The sequence below is a fragment of the Algoriphagus sediminis genome, from assembly GCF_030403435.1.
Classification (GTDB): Bacteria; Bacteroidota; Bacteroidia; order Cytophagales; family Cyclobacteriaceae; genus Algoriphagus; species Algoriphagus sediminis.
Window position 1 is genome coordinate 741,753 of sequence record NZ_JAUEPH010000001.1, and the last position, 19,750, is coordinate 761,502.

The window sequence follows — 19,750 nt, forward strand, 5'->3', positions numbered from 1 at the left end:
ATCAAAGGGCTAAAACGTCACTACTTACTACTTGTACACTATCACGACCAGTGATGGAGGAGGTCTTTGCCATTTGCACAGCATCCATATAACTGAGATTCGTTGCTTCTTCGAGAGGATTCAAATCATCTGTTCCTACAACGGCGAAACCGGGTTTCTGAAGAACCACCTTATTTGGATTAACGACCTTAGACATGTAAGATGAAAGGGCAGACTGCGCCACCGCACCTCTTTTACTAAAGAAAGTCATATGAGAAGGTGACATTCCTTTTAAAGCTTGTAACCTCGTTATTGTCTCGTCCATGATTAGTTGTTCATACTTAACCTGACGATCCACCACCGTTCCTGTTTTGAGTTGATCTGTTCCTTCCAGTGAGACTCCTGAATTTTGTTCATTGAATGAAGGAAGGGCAAGTTTCTCATCATTTTTGAGATCTAAGAAATTAGCAGGAGCAAAGGTGTCCTTGATGTATTTGACATCTTTTGTCTGGATAGTTGTATCCCCTATTTTCACCTCAATCACCTCGAAATGAGAGTAGTCCGCAGGATTAAATTGACCAAACTTGGTAATCTCTACTTTTAAAGGAACTATCTTCTGATTTAGCTCGATGGATCCATTTGCAGTCAAAATCAATCCTTCATCAGCCTTTATGCCCTTCATCCTCATACCCGGAGAGCCATTAACTACAATACTTCTCCAGTTTTGATCATCATTGAGTGCCTCTTCAATTAATGGAAGCACTGCGATATCTGGTAGTTTGGTATCCTTTTTATCTCCCCAAGTAACATCAAATCTTACTTTTACAGAGAAGAACAAAATCTTGAATTTAGCTGTACCCTTCGCTCTCCAAGGAGTTGGTCCCTCCAGAGAGAATTCAAGACTTAGACTAAGCAAGGTTGTACTTCCAGCTTTTACAGCTAGCCTAGCTCTTGCATCGGCTATGAACCTGAATGGAGAGAACTGGAATAGTACATCGAATCCAAATTCACCAACCACCTTGAATCCTGCTACCCCAAAATAAAAGTCTATTCCCGCTCCAAATTGGACGGTATTTGAGGTCACGGCAAAATAGCATGTTAGCGTAAGCCTTGGATTACCTGAAAGAATTTTCAGGGTCAAACGCTTCATCGGCGGGATCTGCAGATGGGTTGGAGGATTAAATCTTGGATGGAAACCACCCACAGAAAGCACGAAATCAGGCTTTGCTCCCCATCCGATTCTTAGAACCATATCTCCTTCGAGACCGAAGGTAAGCACCTTCGAATCAAAGAGACTCGCGTCAAAGCTGAGCATCCCTTTTTCAAAGTCGATCATTCCCAAGAATGCCACCTGGATCTTGATCAAGGCAGCATTTTCATCTGGTAAAATCACCCGCAAAACACCCAAAATTCCAAAACGAACAGGGTTTGCAAACTCTATCGCCACCCCAAGGTCCACCCTTAAGATAGTGGGTACCCCCCAAGTAATGGCTGCCATTGGACCCAATACAAACTGATCTCGCTTGACTGGGAAAACTTCACGGATATCGGTAAGAATCTTACTGATATTTGCTACTATATCTTTCGGAAAAAGGATGTTTTGGATGGTTCCGGTTCTGACACCATCTCTGAGTCTCTCCACCTGAATGGTTCTGTGAATTCCCAGAATCCCACCTAGACCTGAGATGAAAAAGCCAAAACCAAGCGCTATTCCTGGGGAAAATTCTACAGATACGATAAACAATACTGAAGTACCTGGTTTGCCATCCGGCATTTTGCTATTAATCAGACCAATGGCCGAAACAGCAAACATTTTCATGAAGGAGAGCTCTACTGCTCCAGCATACTCTCCCTTTTCGCTATCAAAGAACAAATATCCGCCGCCTGTAAAGACTGGGGTATCTAAAGAAACTCCCAGACCTGTAGGTGGCTTGAAGGAAATATCAATATTTACTATTCCAAAATTGGCATTCCCCTGAGGGATACCATTATTAATGACAGCCTTTTTGATATTTGCTTCAATTCCAAGCCCTTCCACCGATGCTGCCACAGGCCCAAGAGTTATGCTCGCCCCGGAGAAGGAAACGCCAAAATCCAAACCATTTGCTCCCTTGTCTTGGAATGTAATTTTTAAGGCATCAAGCTTTACAGCATTACCAAATTTGCCATTTACAGGAATCAGAAATTCACCTTCGCTAGACCCAAATGAAATACTCATTCCAGAAGGCCAGCGGATGTCCATATCCACCCCGAAATCCGAACCAATCTCCAACTCCCGAAGTAGAAGCTCACTTGGCAAAAGATCATCCATGCCAGGAATAACTATCTCATTCTGGATCAAACCTCCCAGTAGGAAGTCCCAATCATTAGAGGCAGATCTACTCAGACCAATTTTACTGAGATAAATCCGTACAATATTTGGTGCATCCACCACCTTAATGGCATTATTATCGGGAACTTCTCCAATCACATGGAAAGCCCCCTCACTATCTACCATGATATCCACTGAAATGGCGGCTGGATCTCCTCCCATACCTGTCAGACCCTCTAGTTCCAGAGTTCCTTTCAATTCAATCTTCAGTTTTCCCTGATCCTTCGAAATTTCAATTTCACTAATTGTGACCTTAATAGAGCCCAGATTGATAACCGCATTGTTTTCAATTGATGCAGACCAATTAGAATCGGACGTGATTTCAAATTCTACCCCGACTACAGCATCTTCTCCATCACCATCCTCAAATCCAGGGATTTTCAACTTCCCGGCAAATACAAATGGATACGTAATTTGATCGGCTGTAAAAGCCAAGGTCAATTGTTCGATGGTGAGTTCAAATCCAGCAATACTTACTTCCTGATTATTCTCAATTCCTATTTCATATTTCCCTGAACTCTTTTCATAGGAAAAATCGATAGAAAGTTCAGCGGGCTCAGTGCCATCCGAATTATCTATTCCTTCAAATCTTAAACCCGCCTCAGCACTTATGCTTTCCAAGTCCCCATTTTGGATTTGCAGATCAAAATTCTCCACCAAAACGATAATGTCTCCAGCTTTTAATTCGGTCACTTGACTCCCCGGATTGGCCTGAATGGTGTACGTATCACTTTCGCTCAACTCAAAATTGAACGCCAATGTGTTATGACCATTATCAAAGGCTGGGAATTGCAGGTTTCCTGCAAAGTCAGCATCCGTCAAGTTTCCATTTTGAATGGAAAACCCGAATTGAGTGAAGGTTAGCGTTAGATCTCCTAAAGTGAGAGGAGGAGGAGATTGTGCTGAGAAGGTGATTTTGTCATTGGCTTTGGCGTAGCTTACCGAAACCGATGTAAAGTCTTCAGCTGCCGGAAGTTTAAATTTCGCCGAGCCACTTGAACTTTGTAGACTACCATTGACTACCGCAATAGCCAAAGAGACATCTTTCAACTCTAAAGAACCTCCTGACAAGGTACCATTAGAGCTAATATTAACGGCATAGGAATTTCCATTATTTGCCACTACCACCGCAAAGTTCAAATCACCACCAGAAAAGACCGGCATAGTCATGCTTCCAGTAAGACTTCCTGAATCGAAACTTCCATCTTCGATCCGGAAACTTAAAGTTTGAATCGCGAGGGTGAATATTGCCAGATCTACTTCAGGAAGAGAATTGGCTGTAAGCTCAAAAACCTCCGGTGAATTTTTGCTGTAGGCTACACTAATAGCAAAAGGAGTATTGGGTTCTGTGAGTTCAGGAATATGGATTTTAGCTGCTCCGTTGGCATTATTGACTTGTCCACCCTGGACCACTACACCAAGTACCAAATCACTCAGGACAAACATGCCAAACTCTGCACTTTGACCAGTACCATCTATTTCAAAAGAATAATTCGACTGACTCGGATCAACCGAAATATCGAATCCAAACGGGTTTCCGTCAAATACCGGTAGTGTCACATCCCCGTTTAATTCTGCTGAAAAATCTCCTGACTTACTTTGAATTTTTATCAATTCAAAATCGAGACTAAAACCTTCCAAACTGGCTACCGCCTCCTCAACCTCAATGACAAACAGGGTGTCTTGACCATCCTTCAAGAACGAAATAGAAAAACTAAATGGCTGATCCATTCCAGGGATTTCTAAAGAACCAGTTCCGGAGAGGCTTTGAAGATCACCGTTCTGAACTACTAAATCAAAACTGGAAAACTCAAGCTTCAGCTCCCCAAATTCAATTGTGCTTTCCCCTGCAGTACCATCCAAAGAAAGAGTGAAATTCTTCCCATTAGAACCGATGGTCTTTTCGAATTTTATACCGGCCCCACCAGTTGATTCAGGGAGCTTGAAAGAGCCTTTGGCAGTACCCTCATGAAGGTTGCCTTCTCTTACATCGATTGAAAGTGAATCCACATTTATCTCACCACCAAAAATCTCTTGCTGCACGGGATTCGATAAACTTATCAGGTATCTCTCATCCAGAGCGGTGTAGTCAAAGGATACGGCTACGGAATCCTCAAAAGATGGAATGAGTAATTTTGCGGTAGCTGAGAAATTTTGAAGACTTCCGGATACTACTTCCATATCCATCGCAACTTCCTTCAATTCAAAGTCTCCAAACTTGACAAAATCCTGGCTGCTTTGAATTTGGATCTGATAAGAATTTCCCCTGGAGAAAGTCATATCAAAATCCAGATCTCCTCCTTCATTGAAGAGTGGAAGGACTAGGCTACCGACTGCACTCGCGGTAAACTGGTTTCCGCCTTGACTGGATAAAACAATCTGTGTGAAACTTATCTCAAAACCACTCAGCTCAGCCTGAACATTGTTGATTTCAATTCTGTATAGCGTAGTCTCACCATTAATAGTGACATCAAAAGAAAAATCAAACTTCTGACTTAACCCAGGTAACTCTAATTTACCTGCTCCATTAACTTGATTAACAGAATTGGATACGACACTCAGTAGAAAACTCTCTACTTCTAGTTTAATCGGTCCGAAGACCAACTCGTTATCAGGTACATCCTCTTTTAAGTTGATGTTATAATCATTGCCTTCATTAAGAATCTCTATATCAAAGGCAAGTCCTGCCCCATCTGTGGTATCAGGAAGCTTAATCCTTCCTTCCAAATCGCTTTCCTGGAAATTTCCATTCAGGAATTGGAAAAGGATTTTTGAAAAATTGACTTCTAAACCTACTATGCTTGGAGTTCCAAAATTACCCCCTTCGATTTTCAGCGTTTCATTTTGTCCGCTCCGGACAAAAGAAATACCGAGTTCTATCTCCTCACCATTATTAACCTGAGGAATTTTGAGTTCACCATTTCCTGTAATGTTTTGTAGAAGACCATTCTGATAATGCATATCATACTGGTCTAAAAGAAGCTCAAAATCTCCCTTTTTTATCACTTCCTCAGCATCATTAGAAACAGATATTTTTAACTCATCGGTTTGTGGATCTAGAAACTGCACATTGAAATCAACGGAGCCATTATCGAAAAATGGAAAACTTAAATCTCCTTCCCATTGGCTTTGTTGAAGCGTACCATTTTTATGAATTTGAAGAGCTATGGTTTCAAAAGAGACTATGCCAAATCCTAAGGGAACCGGAGCGAGATTTGAAACAACAAAATCAAAAACGGGATCTGCGTACTGAAGAGAAAAATCTGTCTTGACTGGTTGACCAGAGGAATTATTAACCCCCTCCAACTGTAACCAACCATTTATCGTGACGTCGATAGGAGCATTGGTATGTGTGACAACTTCGATTTCCTGGAAGAAAATCTGAATTGGACCCTTCCGAAGTTCTTGCTGTTCTGGATTTTCAGCAAAATAGCGAACATCACCATTATTAAGAAGTTCGATCTGGAAGTTGATTGTTCCAGGACCATTCTGACCTGGATCCAGAAAATCAAAAACAAACTCCCCGCTTATTTGAGTGCCAGACTGAAAGTTACCCCCAGATATGACTAGGTTTAGTTGAGCAATGGTGGCATTTAATCCTTGAAGTCTTGCGGCCGGAATATTTTGAGCATTCCCAGTAAAGGTAGTACCATCCCAATTAAGACTTAAACTGACTTTGTGATCATCGATTCCATTTTCAGCCTTAAGACCTGGAAACAAAAGATCTGCTGAAATCTCCAGCTGATCTATCTGTGAAGTATCAAAAGTTATGCTTGAGCTCTTGAGGTCAATATCCATTCCATGGAGCTTAGCCTCAATTAGAGCCGTCTGTACAATATGGAATTTTTTGGTGCCATTATCATCTTGGATTTCGATCCTGTAAGGAATCTTTGCAAGCTCATCCTGCACTCGATCGCGTAAAGACTCCAATTCGCTTTTTACATCTAATACCAGAGATTCGATCTCATTGGTCGCCTCTCTTATAGAAAGTACTAGCTGCTCAATTTCTGAGGGTAAGTTTTGCAATTTGAAATCCTTGGCTTCGTCTGTGAGGTCAGCAGCAAGTTCGATGATGTACTTGGCTCCTTCCTTTTTGACATCGACAGGGATTTCGAATGGTAGGTTGGCTTGATCTTCAAAATGATCAAATACTAAAACCAAGGTATCTGTAGGGTCAGCGAGGATGTCATCAACCTTGCTTTTGAGTTGACCAATACCAGTTTCAGTCAGAAGAGAATTGAAGGGATGCTTAATATCGGCCATACAAAAAATGGATTCCAGTTCACGATAAAAATATAAGTGCCTAGAAATTAGCAACTTTCATTTACAATTGAAAGAAACTGACCGAATAAAAAATGTATTTATTTATTAAAATTCAATGGAAAATATTTAAAATTCAAAATAGGATTCGTTTTTTTATATTTAAAACCCATATTTTTATATTTAATTAAAAAGACAGGAGATAAAATTATCATCAAATAATTTTTCCACTCAAATTAAATGGTGACCAGCTTGTCGATAGTCATCCCTGTGAAATCATTAATATAAATATCACAGTCTGGTAATTCTTCCTTGGAGTGGGTAGTGAGAACGCCAATTACTTTCATGCCTGCATTAAGCCCAGCACTGGCCCCTGAATAAGAATCTTCAAAGACGAAACTATTTTCAGGAGAAATCTTCAGATTTTTTGCTGATTTCAAATACACCTCTGGCGAAGGTTTATGTGACTCTACGTCTTCTTCAGATAGTAAGGACCCGAATTTATCTCTAATCTGAAGCTTATCTAAAATCAGATCCAGGTTTGCTCTGGGAGCTGAAGTAGCCACTCCCATTTTAATACCACCCTCCTGGAGTTCCTCCAGAAACTGAATTAATCCTGGAAGAGATGTAGCATGTTCAGAATAGATTTCTCTAAACATCCCTTCCTTTTCGGCCTCTAGTCTTTTCAGTTCTTCACCGATTATTTCTCTCCCAAAAAAATGACTCAAAATATACCCATTGTTCTTCCCGTACATGTGATCCCTAAACTCCTCCTCGCTAGGATATATCCCGTATCTGGCAAAAAACTCCTTAAAAGAAATGGAATGATAAGGGTTGGTATGGGCAATAACCCCGTCCATATCAAAAATCACTGCTTCAATCATAGCGCATTAGTAAAAAAGGAGCCTTTCGGCTCCTTTTAATTAGAAATTCTTAATTGTCTTTTCAATAATATCGCAACACTCATGAAGCTGATCTTCAGTCATAACCAATGGAGGAGCGAAACGAATAATATTACCATGAGTCGGCTTCGCCAGCAAGCCGTTCTCCTTAAGTGCCACACAAATATCCCACGCCGTGCTACTATCTTCTGAATCATTAATTACTACCGCGTTCAGTAAACCTTTACCTCTTACGAGTTTTACAATGGGATACTTTTCTACGAGTTTTTCCATTCTTTCACGGAAAATCTCTCCCAGCCTTCGAGCGTTCTGAGCCAGTTTCTCGTCCCTCACCACCTCTAAAGCTGCCATGGCGACCTTGGTACCAAGCGGATTACCACCAAAGGTAGAACCATGCTGTCCAGGTTTAATTACTTCCATGATATGGTCATCAGCCAAAACTGCTGAAACCGGGTAAAATCCTCCTGATATCGCTTTTCCTAAAATAAGCATGTCTGGCTTCGTGTAGGTGCTGCCTCTTTCACAATGTCCCTCACAGGAACAATTGCCACAAACTGCCAAAAGAGAACCAGTCCTAGCAATACCAGTTTGGATCTCGTCAGCGATAAACAGTACATTGGCATTCTCACAAGCAGCCTTCGATTTAACTATAAAGTCTTCGGAAGGAACATAGACACCAGCCTCTCCCTGAATTGGTTCTACTAAAAAGGCAACAACAGCCGGATCTTTCAGCGCCTCTTCCAAAGCATCAACGTCATCATAAGGTACTTTTACAAAACCCCCTGTATAAGGGCCGAAATTTTTTCTGGCATTTTCATCATTTGAAAAGGAGATTATCGTGGTGGTTCGGCCATGGAAATTATTTTCGGCTACAATTATTTTTGCCTCATTTTCAGGGATACCTTTTTTCTCATATCCCCACTTTCTGGCAATTTTGATGGCCGTTTCCACTCCTTCTGCACCCGTATTCATCGGGAGGACTTTGTCAAAGCCAAAGTATTCTGTGAGATATTTCTCAAATGGTCCGAGGACATCATTGTAAAAAGCCCTTGAAGTAAGGGTAAGTGTCCCTGCCTGATCAATTAAAGCATCTTTAATCCGAGGATGGCAATGGCCTTGGTTAACTGCTGAATATGCGGAAAGGAAATCATAGTATTTTTTCCCTTCAACATCCCACAAATAAACACCCTCACCTTTTGATAAAACAACAGGTAATGGATGGTAGTTATGAGCTCCGTATTTATTTTCTAAAGCAATAGCTTCCTGACTAGACTGAATAGATTGCATTTTGACGCTAATTTTGGATTTAATTGTTGAATTTTGGTGTAACAAATATAAGAAATCGATACAGGCATACTATGTCGAAGCCGATAAAGAAAAATAGTGCCCCAAGCCTCAGCAAGGAAGATTATTACTTAAATGATCAAGGTTTAATGGTCTTCACAGCAAAATATCATCTAAAACGTGGATACTGCTGTGGTAGTGGCTGTAAACATTGCCCTTATCCTAAGTCATGAAATTGGGATATTTTTTAAATCTGTGGTTGGTAATTCATAAAAAGTTGCGATATTTGCAAACTCATTAGGGAAAAGCATTCAATAGAAGAATATATATCATGGCAAAAGTTTGTGACATAACCGGAAAAAGACCTCGAGTAGGTAATAATGTGTCTCATGCAAACAACAAGACCAAACGTAGATTCTACCCAAATCTTCACAAGAAGACTTTCTACGTTCCTGAAGAAGATGCATGGATTACATTGAAAGTGTCAACTAAGGCATTGAAGACAATCAATAAGAAAGGAATATCTGCGGTTTTGAAAGATGCTCAGAATTCAGGAATGATTGTGATCAAATAATTCAGTCACGACCCTTTAATAAAAACGAAGATGGCTAAGAAAGGAAATAGAGTACAAGTGATCCTTGAGTGCACCGAGCACAAAACATCTGGTATGCCAGGTACTTCAAGATATATCACTACCAAAAACAGAAAGAACACGACGGAAAGATTGGAGTTGAAGAAATTCAATCCTATTCTTAAAAAGGTGACTGTTCACAAAGAAATTAAGTAATCTCACTCGGAGCTCTGTCCGATAAAAGAAATAAGATATGGCGAAGAAAGTAGTAGCAACCCTGAAAAAGCAAGGCGGAGTAACTTACGCCAAAGTGATCAAAGCAGTTAAGTCTGACAAGACTGGTGCTTATACATTCAGAGAAGAGATGATTCCTTCTACTGAAGTAAATGCAAGCTTGAAAAAATAATTTCAAACTTCCACAATCCTTTAAAAAGTCCCTCTGACCTCGGCCAGCAGGGACTTTTTCGTTAGCTTTGGCCTAAACAAAATCAGAATGGGAATATTCGGCTTATTTTCCAAAGACAAAAAAGAAAGCCTAGATCAGGGCCTTCAAAAGTCAAGTGACAGTATTTTTTCAAAGATTAGCAAAGCGGTCGTAGGAAAATCCAAGGTGGATGAAGAAGTCTTGGATGAATTAGAAGAAATTCTAATCACATCTGATGTCGGAGTGGACACCACAATAAAAGTGATCGAGCGAATCGAAGAAAGAGTCGCCAAAGATAAATATGTGAATACAGAGGAGCTTGATAAGATTCTACGTGAAGAAATCATCGCCCTCCTTGAAGAGAACAATTCACAGGACCTTCTTGATTTTGATCTTCCTGAAGATAAAAAGCCTTACGTCATTATGGTCGTAGGAGTAAATGGCGTCGGAAAAACGACCACTATTGGAAAACTGGCTAATCTTTTTAAAAATGCTGGTAAATCCGTCATCCTCGGGGCCGCAGATACCTTTAGAGCCGCAGCAGTCGACCAATTGATCCTTTGGGGAGATCGAGTGGGCGTGCCGGTAATTTCGCACGGCATGAATACAGACCCGGCATCAGTGGCCTTTGACGCGGTGAAGCAGGCGGTAGACCAAAAGGCTGATGTTGTGATTATTGATACGGCAGGAAGGCTGCATACCAAGGTCAACCTGATGAATGAATTGGGTAAAATTAAGCGTGTGATGCAAAAATTTATACCAGATGCCCCACACGAAATACTTTTGGTTCTCGATGGATCAACGGGTCAAAATGCATTCATTCAGGCGAAGGAATTCTCGAAGGTGACCGAGATTTCTGCTTTGGCCATTACTAAACTGGATGGAACTGCCAAAGGTGGTGTAGTCATAGGAATATCTGATCAAATGAAAGTACCGGTGAAGTATATAGGAGTGGGAGAAAAAATGACTGATCTACAACTTTTCAATCGAACTGAATTCGTCGACTCCTTATTTAAAAAGAAATAATTCTAAAACTCTAATAAGTTTAAATCCCGGAAATCCGGGATTTTTTTTACCCTAAACAAAACCTTCTAAATCAAATATCCGTATTTCAATATGATATCATTTTAACATCATATTGACATGGAGAAAATTACGAAACCCCTTTCCGGATATTTATTTATCCTTATCGATTTAGCCATGATTCCACTTGCGATTTTTGCTTTCGCAAATGAAATCTTTGCTCTAGCAATACCCAGTGTACTGGTGTTTATTCTTATGGTCCCAGGTTTTTTCATCGTGGAACCAAACAAAGCGATGGTGCTACTTCTTTTTGGAGATTATAAAGGTACAGTAAAGGCAAACGGTTTCTTTTGGGTGAACCCCTTCATGACTAAAAAGAAGATTTCCCTTCGCGTAAGAAACTTTGAAAATAAGCCAGTCAAGGTAAATGATAAGATTGGTAATCCGGTCATGATTGGGACCATTGTAGTTTGGCAAGTGGAGGATACTTTCAAAGCTACTTTCGACGTAGATGATTATGAAAATTTTGTCCACTTGCAGACTGATGCCGCTGTTCGGAAAATGGCAGGTCTATACTCATATGACAACTTCGAAGATGAGGGAAACGGGGAAGAAGAAATCACTTTGAGGTCTGGTGTCGAAGAAGTGAATAACTCCCTGGAAGAAGAAATCATAGATAGACTGAATCACGCTGGAATTAAAGTGATCGAAGCAAGAATCTCCCACCTTGCCTATGCATCTGAAATAGCATCAGCCATGCTGCAGAGACAGCAAGCAACAGCTATAGTGGCAGCTAGAAAGAAAATTGTGGAAGGTGCGGTAGGAATGGTTGAAATGGCCATTGATGATCTAAAATTAAAAGAGATCATTGAATTTGATGAAGAGAAAAAGGCGGTAATGGTATCCAATCTGATGGTAGTATTATGCGCTGACAAGAGTGCCAGCCCGGTGCTTAACGTGGGCACCTTAAACCAATAACCTCATGGCGAATCGAGTCTTTAATGAGACCCAAACTTACAGAGGAACCTGGGTAGCTTACCTTATTATTTTGGTAGAGCTACCTACGGTTATTTTACTATCCGTCCTTTTTTTTCAGGCTGAAGATAAAACAGAAATGGGTTTCGCACTAGGTTCAGTTATTCTGGTGATGGGGGCTGTTTTGATATTTATTTTCAGTATCAAGCTAGAAACCAGAATAGATAACAATGGCGTCTCTTTTAAGTATTTGCCTTTTATCAGGAAATGGAGAAGATGGACTCCTGATCAAATTAAATCCATCAAAGTCATTTACTACAGTCCTATCACAGATTATGGTGGTTGGGGACTAAAAGGGAATAGTACCACAAAGGCATACAGTGTCATAGGTGACAAAGGCATCCTTATGGATGTAGGCGAAAAGAAAAAAATAATGATAGGAACTGAGCGAGCAAAAGAACTCTCTCAGTTTATAGAAGAGTGGAAGGAGGTAATCAAAAATGGCAGCTAAAAAACCCTTTGCCTTGAGGTTAGATGAAAAGATGATGAAAGCAGTAGAAAAGTGGGCCTCTGATGAATTCAGAAGTACGAATGGCCAAATGGAATGGATTGTCCGTGAGGCACTTAAAAAATCAGGGAGACTCCCAAAATCTGACAGCCATTAATAACTATTCATTTTGAATCAACTGAGCTTTTTGTAATTTAAATGTGTAAAATTTTAATATTATGAGAAAACTTACTGCACTGATTGTACTATTAGGAGCTTTTTATTTCTTAAATCCTTCTGAAATTATAGCTCAAGAGGTCAAAACCGAAATGACTAAAGAGGAGAAAAAAGCCGCTAAAACTGCTGCAAAGCTCGAAAAAGCTGAAGCTAAACTCGAGAAAAATAGAGAGAAACTGGAGAAAATCAACCAGAGATATCAAAAGGATTTAGATAATTTTCAAAAGAAAAATGCTGACGGAAAATTATCGCCTAATGACGTAGCAAAGATCACTAAAGACTTGAATAAGCAAGCCAAAGCAATCGAAAAGCTAGAAAAAGATATAGAGAAGCTAGAAGAAATACTGGCCGAAGCCGGTTAATATGTGGGCGACCTAGGGTCGCCCTTTTTTATTCCTCATCTGGAGTATACAGCAAAATTCCATTTTCAAAGTCATACAGGGTCAAAGCTCTGAGCTCATAATAAGCTACCCAAAAATCCTTGAGAGACGAAAAATAAGCCCGCTTATTTGTGTCTTTCTCCCCTTGGGCAATATTCAAATCTGTAATCGTCACATTCCCAGTTTGGTATCTCTTTAAAGTAATATCATACCTCTTCTGAGCAACTTGATCCGAAATTTGAGTGACATTTAGTCGCTCTCGCATCATGATGAAGTTTTTCACTTTCGTGAAAATTTCCTGTTCAAAATTAATTCTTTCTTGCTCTACGGTATATTCTACCAAACGTTGATTAGCCATTGCTTGGGAAACCCTAGCCTTATTTCTACCCCAATCCAAAATTGGGACTGTTAAGCCTAAATTGACCAATGCCTGGGTGTTTGGATTCTGATATATATCTGTAAAAGTAAAAGCCGCATTATTATAACCATAACTTGCATTAAGATCCATCTGGATCCTTTCTCCCTTAGCTCTGGCCAAATCTGCTTCTGCCTGAAGCTCCCGCCTGATAAAGCCCAAAGCTTCTGCCCTATTTTCGAAGGCAAACTGAATCGCCTGATCTACATCTACCTCAAACTGTGGAATAACATCCGGAGTGATTAAACGGATTTGATCATACTGATTCAAACCGATATAAGCATTCACCGCAAAAGTACTCTGCTCAAGATCCATTTGGGCCTGAGCCAAATCCTGCCTCGCTTGTAAAACCTGAAGTTCTACTTGAAGGAGGGCATCCTCAAATGTATTCCCCATTTCATAGCGCTTCTTCTCGATCTCAAAAATTTCTTCAGTGTTCTTTAGGTTTTGCGTAGCTATGTCAAAATTCACTTGAGCCAGTAGATAATCGAAGAAAAAGGAGGTGACATCCATAGAAACTCTTTCCATTTCCTGCACATACTCCCTTTTACTCTCCTCGTAGACGAGAGGCTCAATTTTCTTATCCCACTTAAATGGATTGTAGGCAAAAATTGGTTGCTGAAGTCTTACATTGACAGGGACACCAGAAAACCTTGTTTGAGGTTCACCACTTGTTGCCAGGAAATTATCAAATCGATCTGTGGATGAATTTACTGAAATCACTCCGCCTGTGGGTGCGATGACTTGCTGTAAGCCCAGCTCAAGGTTCATCAGATTCTGCTGTACCTCTAAAAACTCAATTGAACCATCCGGCTGAGTAATGCTACTGAATGATTGTGAATAGCTTGGAAGCGTACCTCGTAGCTGTAGCTGAGGATTATAGTTGGATCGAAAGAGTCGATATCTCCAGTAATTATTTTCCCTTTGGGTTTTGTTCCGAAGGGAAGCGGGTGAAATTTCTTTGGCTCTGGCCACCATTTCCTCAAGTGTGTATGTGCTTACACCCTGGGAAAAAACTTGAATAGAGGACAGGCCTAAAACAAAGAAAAAAACAACAACCCTAAGTGGAGTGGTGAGTTTTAGCATTCGAATGTTGGTTTAAGTTATTCAGCGATCAACTAAAATAATGATAGCAAAATCCTGAACAAATGATGATTTGTTAAAAAGACTAATTTGAATGGATTTTGAGCAAAATAAGACGGGCAAATTCCTTGTTTTCCTAACTTGCAGGCGTTTTCCAAGCCATGAAAAAAATAATCAGTTTTATCATCCGATATATCCCTAGGCCAATTCTTCAAAGGGTCAGTCCCATAGGTCTTTCTATCATGGCCAAAGTAAATAGAGGGGATACTGTTCACTGCAACGTCTGTGAAACAGGTTACAAAAAATTTCTTCCCTATGGAAGAGTAGCCAGGGCCAACGCTTTGTGCCCAAACTGTCTCGCATTGGAAAGGCATCGATTGATGTGGCTTTTTTTGAAAGAAAAAACTGAATTCTTCCAAAAGCCCCTAAAGGTTCTTCATGTCGCTCCAGAGCATTGCTTCATTGATAGGTTTGAAGCTATGGAAAATCTCGAGTACATCACCGCTGATATTGAATCACCTTTGGCCAAGGTCAAAATGGACGTACATGATATTCCATTTGAAGACAATACCTTCGATGTGATTTTTTGTAACCACGTTTTGGAGCATGTGGATGACGACATGAGGGTGTGTTCAGAATTCAACCGTGTCCTCAAACCTGATGGTTGGGGGATTTTGCAATCGCCAGTTTATGACCTTCCTGAAACTTTGGAAGACCCTTCCATAACGGATCCAGCAGAAAGGGAAAAAGCCTTTGGGCAAAGAGACCATGTGAGAAAATATGGTCGGGATTATGCAGAAAGATTAAGAAGGTCCGGAATCGGAATTGAAGAAAATCAATTCGTAAAGGAGTTACCGAAAGAAATAATCCAGCGATTTGCTTTGCCCCCAAATGAAACCATCTTCGTTTGTCACAAAGCCTAGCCTTTAAAGGTCTTTAGGAGTAATTCTTTAATGAATCCCATCCCGTAAAAGCTCAATTGAGTCACTGAGCAAACCCAGGAAAGCACACATATTTTCAGGTCTTTATATTTTTCAAAGGATTGGACAAAAATTCCAACTGACCAAAGAATCAAAAAGCCTATTTGTGTTCCAGAGAGCCTCTCATCAAAAGCATGAACTAGAGGTATTGAAACCAATAAGAACAAAAACAAGCTTGGAAGGATATGGACTAATTGTATTGCTTCGGGATGGAATCGGGAAACATTCACTCGATTTTCGCCAAATGAGTATGCCTGTTTAGCGAAACCTTTTAAATCGCTTTTTCTTTTATGAAACACATAAGCATCCTCAACCAACTCCAACTTAAAACCTGATTTTTTTATCCTCAAGCTCCATTCAATATCCTCTCCTCTGTTTGGATCTAAAAACCCACCTGTCTTTTTGAAGACTTCAGCCGAAACTCCCATGTTGTACCCCCGGGCTTGATACTTGCCTGCGTTTTTCATTTTCCCTCTTATACCACCAGTGGTCCAAAATGAAGTCATGGCAAAGTCCATAGCTTTTTGTAAATCTGAAAATGCCTCCATTGCCCGATCAGGACCACCGAAGGCATCCAATTTACGATCCAAAACAGCTACCCTCACACTCTCCAAATACCCCTCAGGTAAGATGACATCCGAGTCTAGAATAATATAAAAATCACCCTTCGCATTTTCCATCCCCTTGTTTCTAGCAAAGCCCTGGCCCTTATTTTCCTGCATTAAATAATTAATAGGAAAAAAGGAATGGTGGTTTTGCACAACATCTTCTGAAGTCTCTTCAGACCCATCCTCTATTATGACAACTTCAAAATTCGAATAAGTTTGAAGGTCAAAACTATTGAGAAGTTCACGTATCTCTTCCGGTCGATTATATACCGGAATAATGATAGAAAACATCATGGTTTAAAAGTTTAGCTCCTCTTCCACTTTGTATTCAGGCTCCATCGACTGATTTGAGGTCATGAGCTCAGCAATGAAGCCAGTGAGAAATAGCTGTACACCTATAATCAAGGCAACAAGGGCTAAAAAGAAAAGGGGCTGATCTACTATTTCACGAACCTGAAGGCCTTTGCTTAAGCCATACACCTTTTGAAAGATCAGCCAGCAGGTGATCAGAAATCCTGTAATGAATGAAAAGGTCCCAAGGAGACCAAAAAAGTGCATGGGTTTCTTTTTATACCTGTGGACAAAAGAAACCGAAATCAAATCTAAAAATCCGTTTAAAAAGCGCTCCAAACCAAACTTTGAAACTCCATATTTTCTGGCTCTATGCTGAACTACCTTCTCGCCTATTTTGGAGAAACCTGCCCATTTTGCCAGCAAAGGAATATACCTGTGCATCTCTCCGTAAATATGGATATTCTTAATGACCTTTCTCTTGTAAGCTTTGAGCCCACAGTTGAAGTCATGTAGAGGGATACCTGAAATCCATCGGGTTACGCCATTAAAAAAGCGCGAGGGTATCGTTTTCGAAATAGGATCGTGTCTCTCCTTTTTCCAACCAGAGACCACATCAAGTCCTTCTTCGGTTATCATTCGATAAAGCTCAGGGATTTCATCCGGACTATCCTGAAGGTCGGCATCCATGGTAATAACCACTTCTCCGTCGGCTTTCTTGAAGCCCGCGTCAAGAGCTGCTGATTTACCAAAATTTCGGGTGAAATTAATCCCTTTGATCTCTTTATCAGTTTTACTCAATTCCCGGATTACAGTCCAGGAGTTATCAGTACTGCCATCATTCACACAGATCAACTCATAAGAAAAGCCGTGCTGAATCATCACACGGCTAATCCATTGAGTCAATTCAGGAATAGATTCTTCTTCATTGAAGACCGGAATGACTACAGAAATTTGGGTCATATCAATAGTCTAAAGACTTATCTCGCTTTTTAAGAATTGCTGCAACAATGAGTGCAACAATGGCATAAATGATTATAGCTATTCCGAAACCCTTCAGCTGACCAGTCAGAGTAAATCCATCTTCAATTCCTGTTCTCATTTCATCTAGCTGTTCGGGGCTCATCGCATCAGCAGATGCTCCAAAGCTTTCCATTGTGGCAAGAGTATTCTGCATGGTCTGTTCTGCTAACACCTGAGGCAAAGATGGATCGACAACTTGATACAATAATATTTGTCCGAGAGTAGAGACTATTCCAGAAATCAGGATTGCAACAAAACTGAATTTAAAGGCGGACCCAAAATCAATAAAACCACCGATTTCAGTTCTATACTGACGGCCAAAATAAAAGATGAGAACGAAAAAGATAATCAAGGCAGCAAATCCAAACCACCCACTGATTAATAATGATGAATTAACAAAATAGATAATGTACGTCAGGGCCAAAGAAATTAAGCCTATGGTCAAACCTGGTTTGACTGCTGCTTGTACCGGTGATTGTGTTTCTTCCATGATGATGTTATTGAGTTTTCCGTAAAATAATGGAAATAATAATAGTAAAAAAAAGGCCCGGAATGATTTTCCAGAGCGAATCATTCAAGGCTACATCTAGGGCAGTCATCTCGTTTATGCTATTTTTTGTAGTGTCAAAGGATTTCTCACCCACTTGTCCGATAATCATATCCTTATTCTCTGCAAGGATCTGAAGCTTGGCTGATAAAATCGATTGGAAAAGATCATCAGAAATTAAAAGGACAAGCCAAATTCCTAAGCCAGATATAATTCCTAAAATCATGTATGCTACGAACCCTACAGACATGCCTTCTGAGAAGGAAAGCATTCCTTCATTGGTGTAATCCTTAAAATACTTAATAGCCAAGAAAATTACTATGGGAACAATTATGTATCCAAAAACCAAATTAAGGTTCGTAGGATCACCATAAAGCCAGGCCAGAAAAAGAAAGGAAACCAAGCAAAATAATCCGCCCAGAGATCCAAATTTGTAGGCAGACCCAAAATACTTCATCATGTTAATTTGGTAAGTGCCCCTGCTTTAATGAAATATTTGGCTTTGCCCTGAAGTTCTTTACCGAACCAAGGGCTATTTGAAGCTTTCGACGGGCTCATTTGTCGATTAAATGTCCACTTTTCCTTAGGGTCAAAAATCACCCAAGAATCTTTCTCACTATCCTCTATTACTTTAGCAGGCCCAGAGGTCACCTTATCGATTAGCAGCGGCCAGGTTAATTCTTTTTCTAGGGAAACCATGGCTGGTAAAAATGTCATCAGACCTGCCATACCATTCTCAGCAAGGTCAAACTCCATAAATTTCGAGTCATAATCCTGTGGCTGGTGGTTAGAAACTAATGCATCAATCGTCCCATCTTTCAATCCTTCGATCAAAGCCTGCCTATCTTCTTCCCTTCGAAATGGGGGAATCACTTTATAATTCGGGTCGAAAGTGACCAGATCTGAGTCTTTGAAAATCAGCTGATATATGGAAATATCGGAAGTAACCTTTAATCCTTCGGCTTTAGCTTTTCGAATTAGATCTACGCCTTTTCTGGTACTCAAGGTTTGAAAATGTACTTTGCCTCCTGTATACCTCAAAATTTCTAGGTTTTTTTGAATCGCTACATCCTCAGCAAGATTTGGGATACCTTTTAAGCCCAGGTTAGTGCTGATTTTTCCTTCATGCATTTTTCCAAAAATGGAAAGAAGAGGATCATATGCATGGTCGAAAAGAACACCGTCAAACTTCTGAAGGTATTGCAGGATTTTCATGTACCTGTCGCTGTTAGCGAGTGTTACCAAACCATCACCGAAAATCTTTACTCCGGTTTGATAATGCATATCCAGAATCTCAGTCAAGTCTTCGCCTTTGGTTCCTATTGTCACCGCAGCTTGAATGAGTAGTTTTACCGCATGCTTGGCAGACTTGGCCTTTACATAATCGATTTCGTTTTTGGATTGAATCACCGGATTTGTATTTGGAAGAAGCACTCCCGTGCCAAAGCCTGATTTCAATAGCGTCTCACAAAGAGAATCAATATCCTCTTTATGTTCAAAGCCTGGGTCACCTGATGAGCATCGTAAATCAATCCAGGCTTTCGAAACAAAAAGACCTGAACAGTCGATAACCTCAAAACCTTCAATTTTTTGACCTTCCACTAAAGGGGTTAAACCATTCTCATCGAGTAAAAAATCTCTATTGGAGTGGATATTTGCCTGGTCAATAAGAGCGAGGTTTTTTAAAACTTGAGGCATTCAGTTAAAGTTTGAAGAAATCTGCTACAATTATAAGCAAAAAAATAGGTAGACATGAAAGCCAAGGTTTAATATGTCAATTCATAAAAAAACCTCAGCTGAATAAGCTGAGGTATAAATAAAGTGGCGGCGACCTACTCTCCCGGGTGTAACCCCAGTACCATCGGCGCTGCAGGGCTTAACTTCTCTGTTCGGGATGGGAAGAGGTGGGA

General features: G+C 40.3%; 19 protein-coding genes and 1 rRNA gene. 10 read left to right on the forward strand and 10 right to left on the reverse strand.

Annotation, left to right across the window (positions count from 1 at the left end; all coding sequences use genetic code 11):
* Nucleotide 1: 1 nt before the first annotated feature.
* From QVH07_RS03155 to rocD, 3 genes are all read right to left on the reverse strand, one after another.
* A complete protein-coding gene (locus tag QVH07_RS03155; protein WP_289998677.1) occupies nucleotides 2–6,613 on the reverse strand; it encodes a DUF6603 domain-containing protein in 6,612 nt (2,203 codons plus the stop codon).
* A gap of 233 nt (nucleotides 6,614–6,846) precedes the next feature.
* Nucleotides 6,847–7,494, reverse strand: coding sequence for an HAD family hydrolase (locus QVH07_RS03160; protein ID WP_289998678.1), 648 nt, complete (start codon nucleotides 7,492–7,494; stop codon nucleotides 6,847–6,849).
* A gap of 39 nt (nucleotides 7,495–7,533) precedes the next feature.
* A complete protein-coding gene (gene rocD, locus QVH07_RS03165; protein WP_289998679.1) occupies nucleotides 7,534–8,799 on the reverse strand; it encodes an ornithine--oxo-acid transaminase in 1,266 nt (421 codons plus the stop codon).
* Between the two features lie 71 nt (nucleotides 8,800–8,870).
* Between rocD and QVH07_RS03170 the strand changes: the two genes are divergently transcribed.
* From QVH07_RS03170 to QVH07_RS03210, 9 genes are all read left to right on the forward strand, one after another.
* Nucleotides 8,871–9,029: a C1orf53 family protein gene (locus QVH07_RS03170; protein WP_289998680.1), complete on the forward strand. Its 159-nt coding sequence runs from the start codon at nucleotides 8,871–8,873 to the stop codon at nucleotides 9,027–9,029.
* A gap of 98 nt (nucleotides 9,030–9,127) precedes the next feature.
* Entirely contained in the window at nucleotides 9,128–9,370 is a 243-nt protein-coding gene (gene rpmB, locus QVH07_RS03175; protein WP_289998681.1) for a 50S ribosomal protein L28, read from the forward strand.
* A gap of 30 nt (nucleotides 9,371–9,400) precedes the next feature.
* Complete coding sequence (rpmG, locus tag QVH07_RS03180) at nucleotides 9,401–9,583, forward strand: 50S ribosomal protein L33 (protein ID WP_014020702.1); 183 nt, start codon at nucleotides 9,401–9,403, stop codon at nucleotides 9,581–9,583.
* Between the two features lie 37 nt (nucleotides 9,584–9,620).
* Complete coding sequence (locus QVH07_RS03185) at nucleotides 9,621–9,773, forward strand: DUF4295 domain-containing protein (RefSeq protein WP_289998682.1); 153 nt, start codon at nucleotides 9,621–9,623, stop codon at nucleotides 9,771–9,773.
* Between the two features lie 87 nt (nucleotides 9,774–9,860).
* Nucleotides 9,861–10,817, forward strand: coding sequence for a signal recognition particle-docking protein FtsY (ftsY, locus tag QVH07_RS03190; RefSeq protein ID WP_289998683.1), 957 nt, complete (start codon nucleotides 9,861–9,863; stop codon nucleotides 10,815–10,817).
* 117 nt (nucleotides 10,818–10,934) lie between these two features.
* The gene (locus tag QVH07_RS03195) at nucleotides 10,935–11,792 is read left to right on the forward strand and encodes an SPFH domain-containing protein (RefSeq protein ID WP_289998684.1); all 858 of its coding nucleotides are present in this window, start codon (nucleotides 10,935–10,937) and stop codon (nucleotides 11,790–11,792) included.
* A 4-nt stretch (nucleotides 11,793–11,796) separates the two neighbouring features.
* A complete protein-coding gene (locus QVH07_RS03200; protein WP_289998685.1) occupies nucleotides 11,797–12,300 on the forward strand; it encodes a hypothetical protein in 504 nt (167 codons plus the stop codon).
* Entirely contained in the window at nucleotides 12,290–12,454 is a 165-nt protein-coding gene (locus QVH07_RS03205; RefSeq protein ID WP_289998686.1) for a type II toxin-antitoxin system antitoxin, read from the forward strand. The genes QVH07_RS03200 and QVH07_RS03205 overlap by 11 nt, the downstream gene beginning before the upstream one ends.
* A gap of 61 nt (nucleotides 12,455–12,515) precedes the next feature.
* Nucleotides 12,516–12,875, forward strand: a complete 360-nt coding sequence (locus QVH07_RS03210) for a hypothetical protein (RefSeq protein WP_289998687.1) — start codon at nucleotides 12,516–12,518, stop codon at nucleotides 12,873–12,875.
* 28 nt (nucleotides 12,876–12,903) lie between these two features.
* Here QVH07_RS03210 and QVH07_RS03215 read toward each other — a convergent pair whose 3' ends face one another.
* A complete protein-coding gene (locus tag QVH07_RS03215; protein WP_289998688.1) occupies nucleotides 12,904–14,394 on the reverse strand; it encodes a TolC family protein in 1,491 nt (496 codons plus the stop codon).
* A 158-nt stretch (nucleotides 14,395–14,552) separates the two neighbouring features.
* Between QVH07_RS03215 and QVH07_RS03220 the strand changes: the two genes are divergently transcribed.
* Nucleotides 14,553–15,314, forward strand: a complete 762-nt coding sequence (locus QVH07_RS03220) for a class I SAM-dependent methyltransferase (RefSeq protein WP_289998689.1) — start codon at nucleotides 14,553–14,555, stop codon at nucleotides 15,312–15,314.
* On the opposite strand, the gene QVH07_RS03225 is transcribed toward QVH07_RS03220, so the two are convergent.
* From QVH07_RS03225 to rrf, 6 genes are all read right to left on the reverse strand, one after another.
* Nucleotides 15,311–16,273 (reverse strand): glycosyltransferase family 2 protein, encoded by a 963-nt coding sequence (locus QVH07_RS03225; protein ID WP_289998690.1) that lies wholly within the window; start codon nucleotides 16,271–16,273, stop codon nucleotides 15,311–15,313. The two genes, QVH07_RS03220 and QVH07_RS03225, sit on opposite strands and share 4 nt — an antisense overlap.
* A 3-nt stretch (nucleotides 16,274–16,276) precedes the next feature.
* Entirely contained in the window at nucleotides 16,277–17,233 is a 957-nt protein-coding gene (locus tag QVH07_RS03230; RefSeq protein ID WP_289998691.1) for a glycosyltransferase family 2 protein, read from the reverse strand.
* 1 nt (nucleotide 17,234) lies between these two features.
* Nucleotides 17,235–17,783 carry a DUF4199 domain-containing protein gene (locus QVH07_RS03235; RefSeq protein WP_289998692.1) on the reverse strand — a complete coding sequence of 183 codons (549 nt, stop codon included), beginning with the start codon at nucleotides 17,781–17,783 and terminating at the stop codon, nucleotides 17,235–17,237.
* A 7-nt stretch (nucleotides 17,784–17,790) separates the two neighbouring features.
* Entirely contained in the window at nucleotides 17,791–18,300 is a 510-nt protein-coding gene (locus tag QVH07_RS03240; protein ID WP_289998693.1) for a DUF4199 domain-containing protein, read from the reverse strand.
* On the reverse strand, nucleotides 18,297–19,538 hold the full coding sequence (locus tag QVH07_RS03245; RefSeq protein WP_289998694.1) for a dihydroorotase: 1,242 nt from the start codon (nucleotides 19,536–19,538) through the stop codon (nucleotides 18,297–18,299). Before QVH07_RS03245 ends, QVH07_RS03240 begins: the two co-directional genes overlap by 4 nt.
* A 121-nt stretch (nucleotides 19,539–19,659) precedes the next feature.
* Nucleotides 19,660–19,750, reverse strand: a 5S ribosomal RNA gene (gene rrf, locus QVH07_RS03250); the annotation flags it as partial.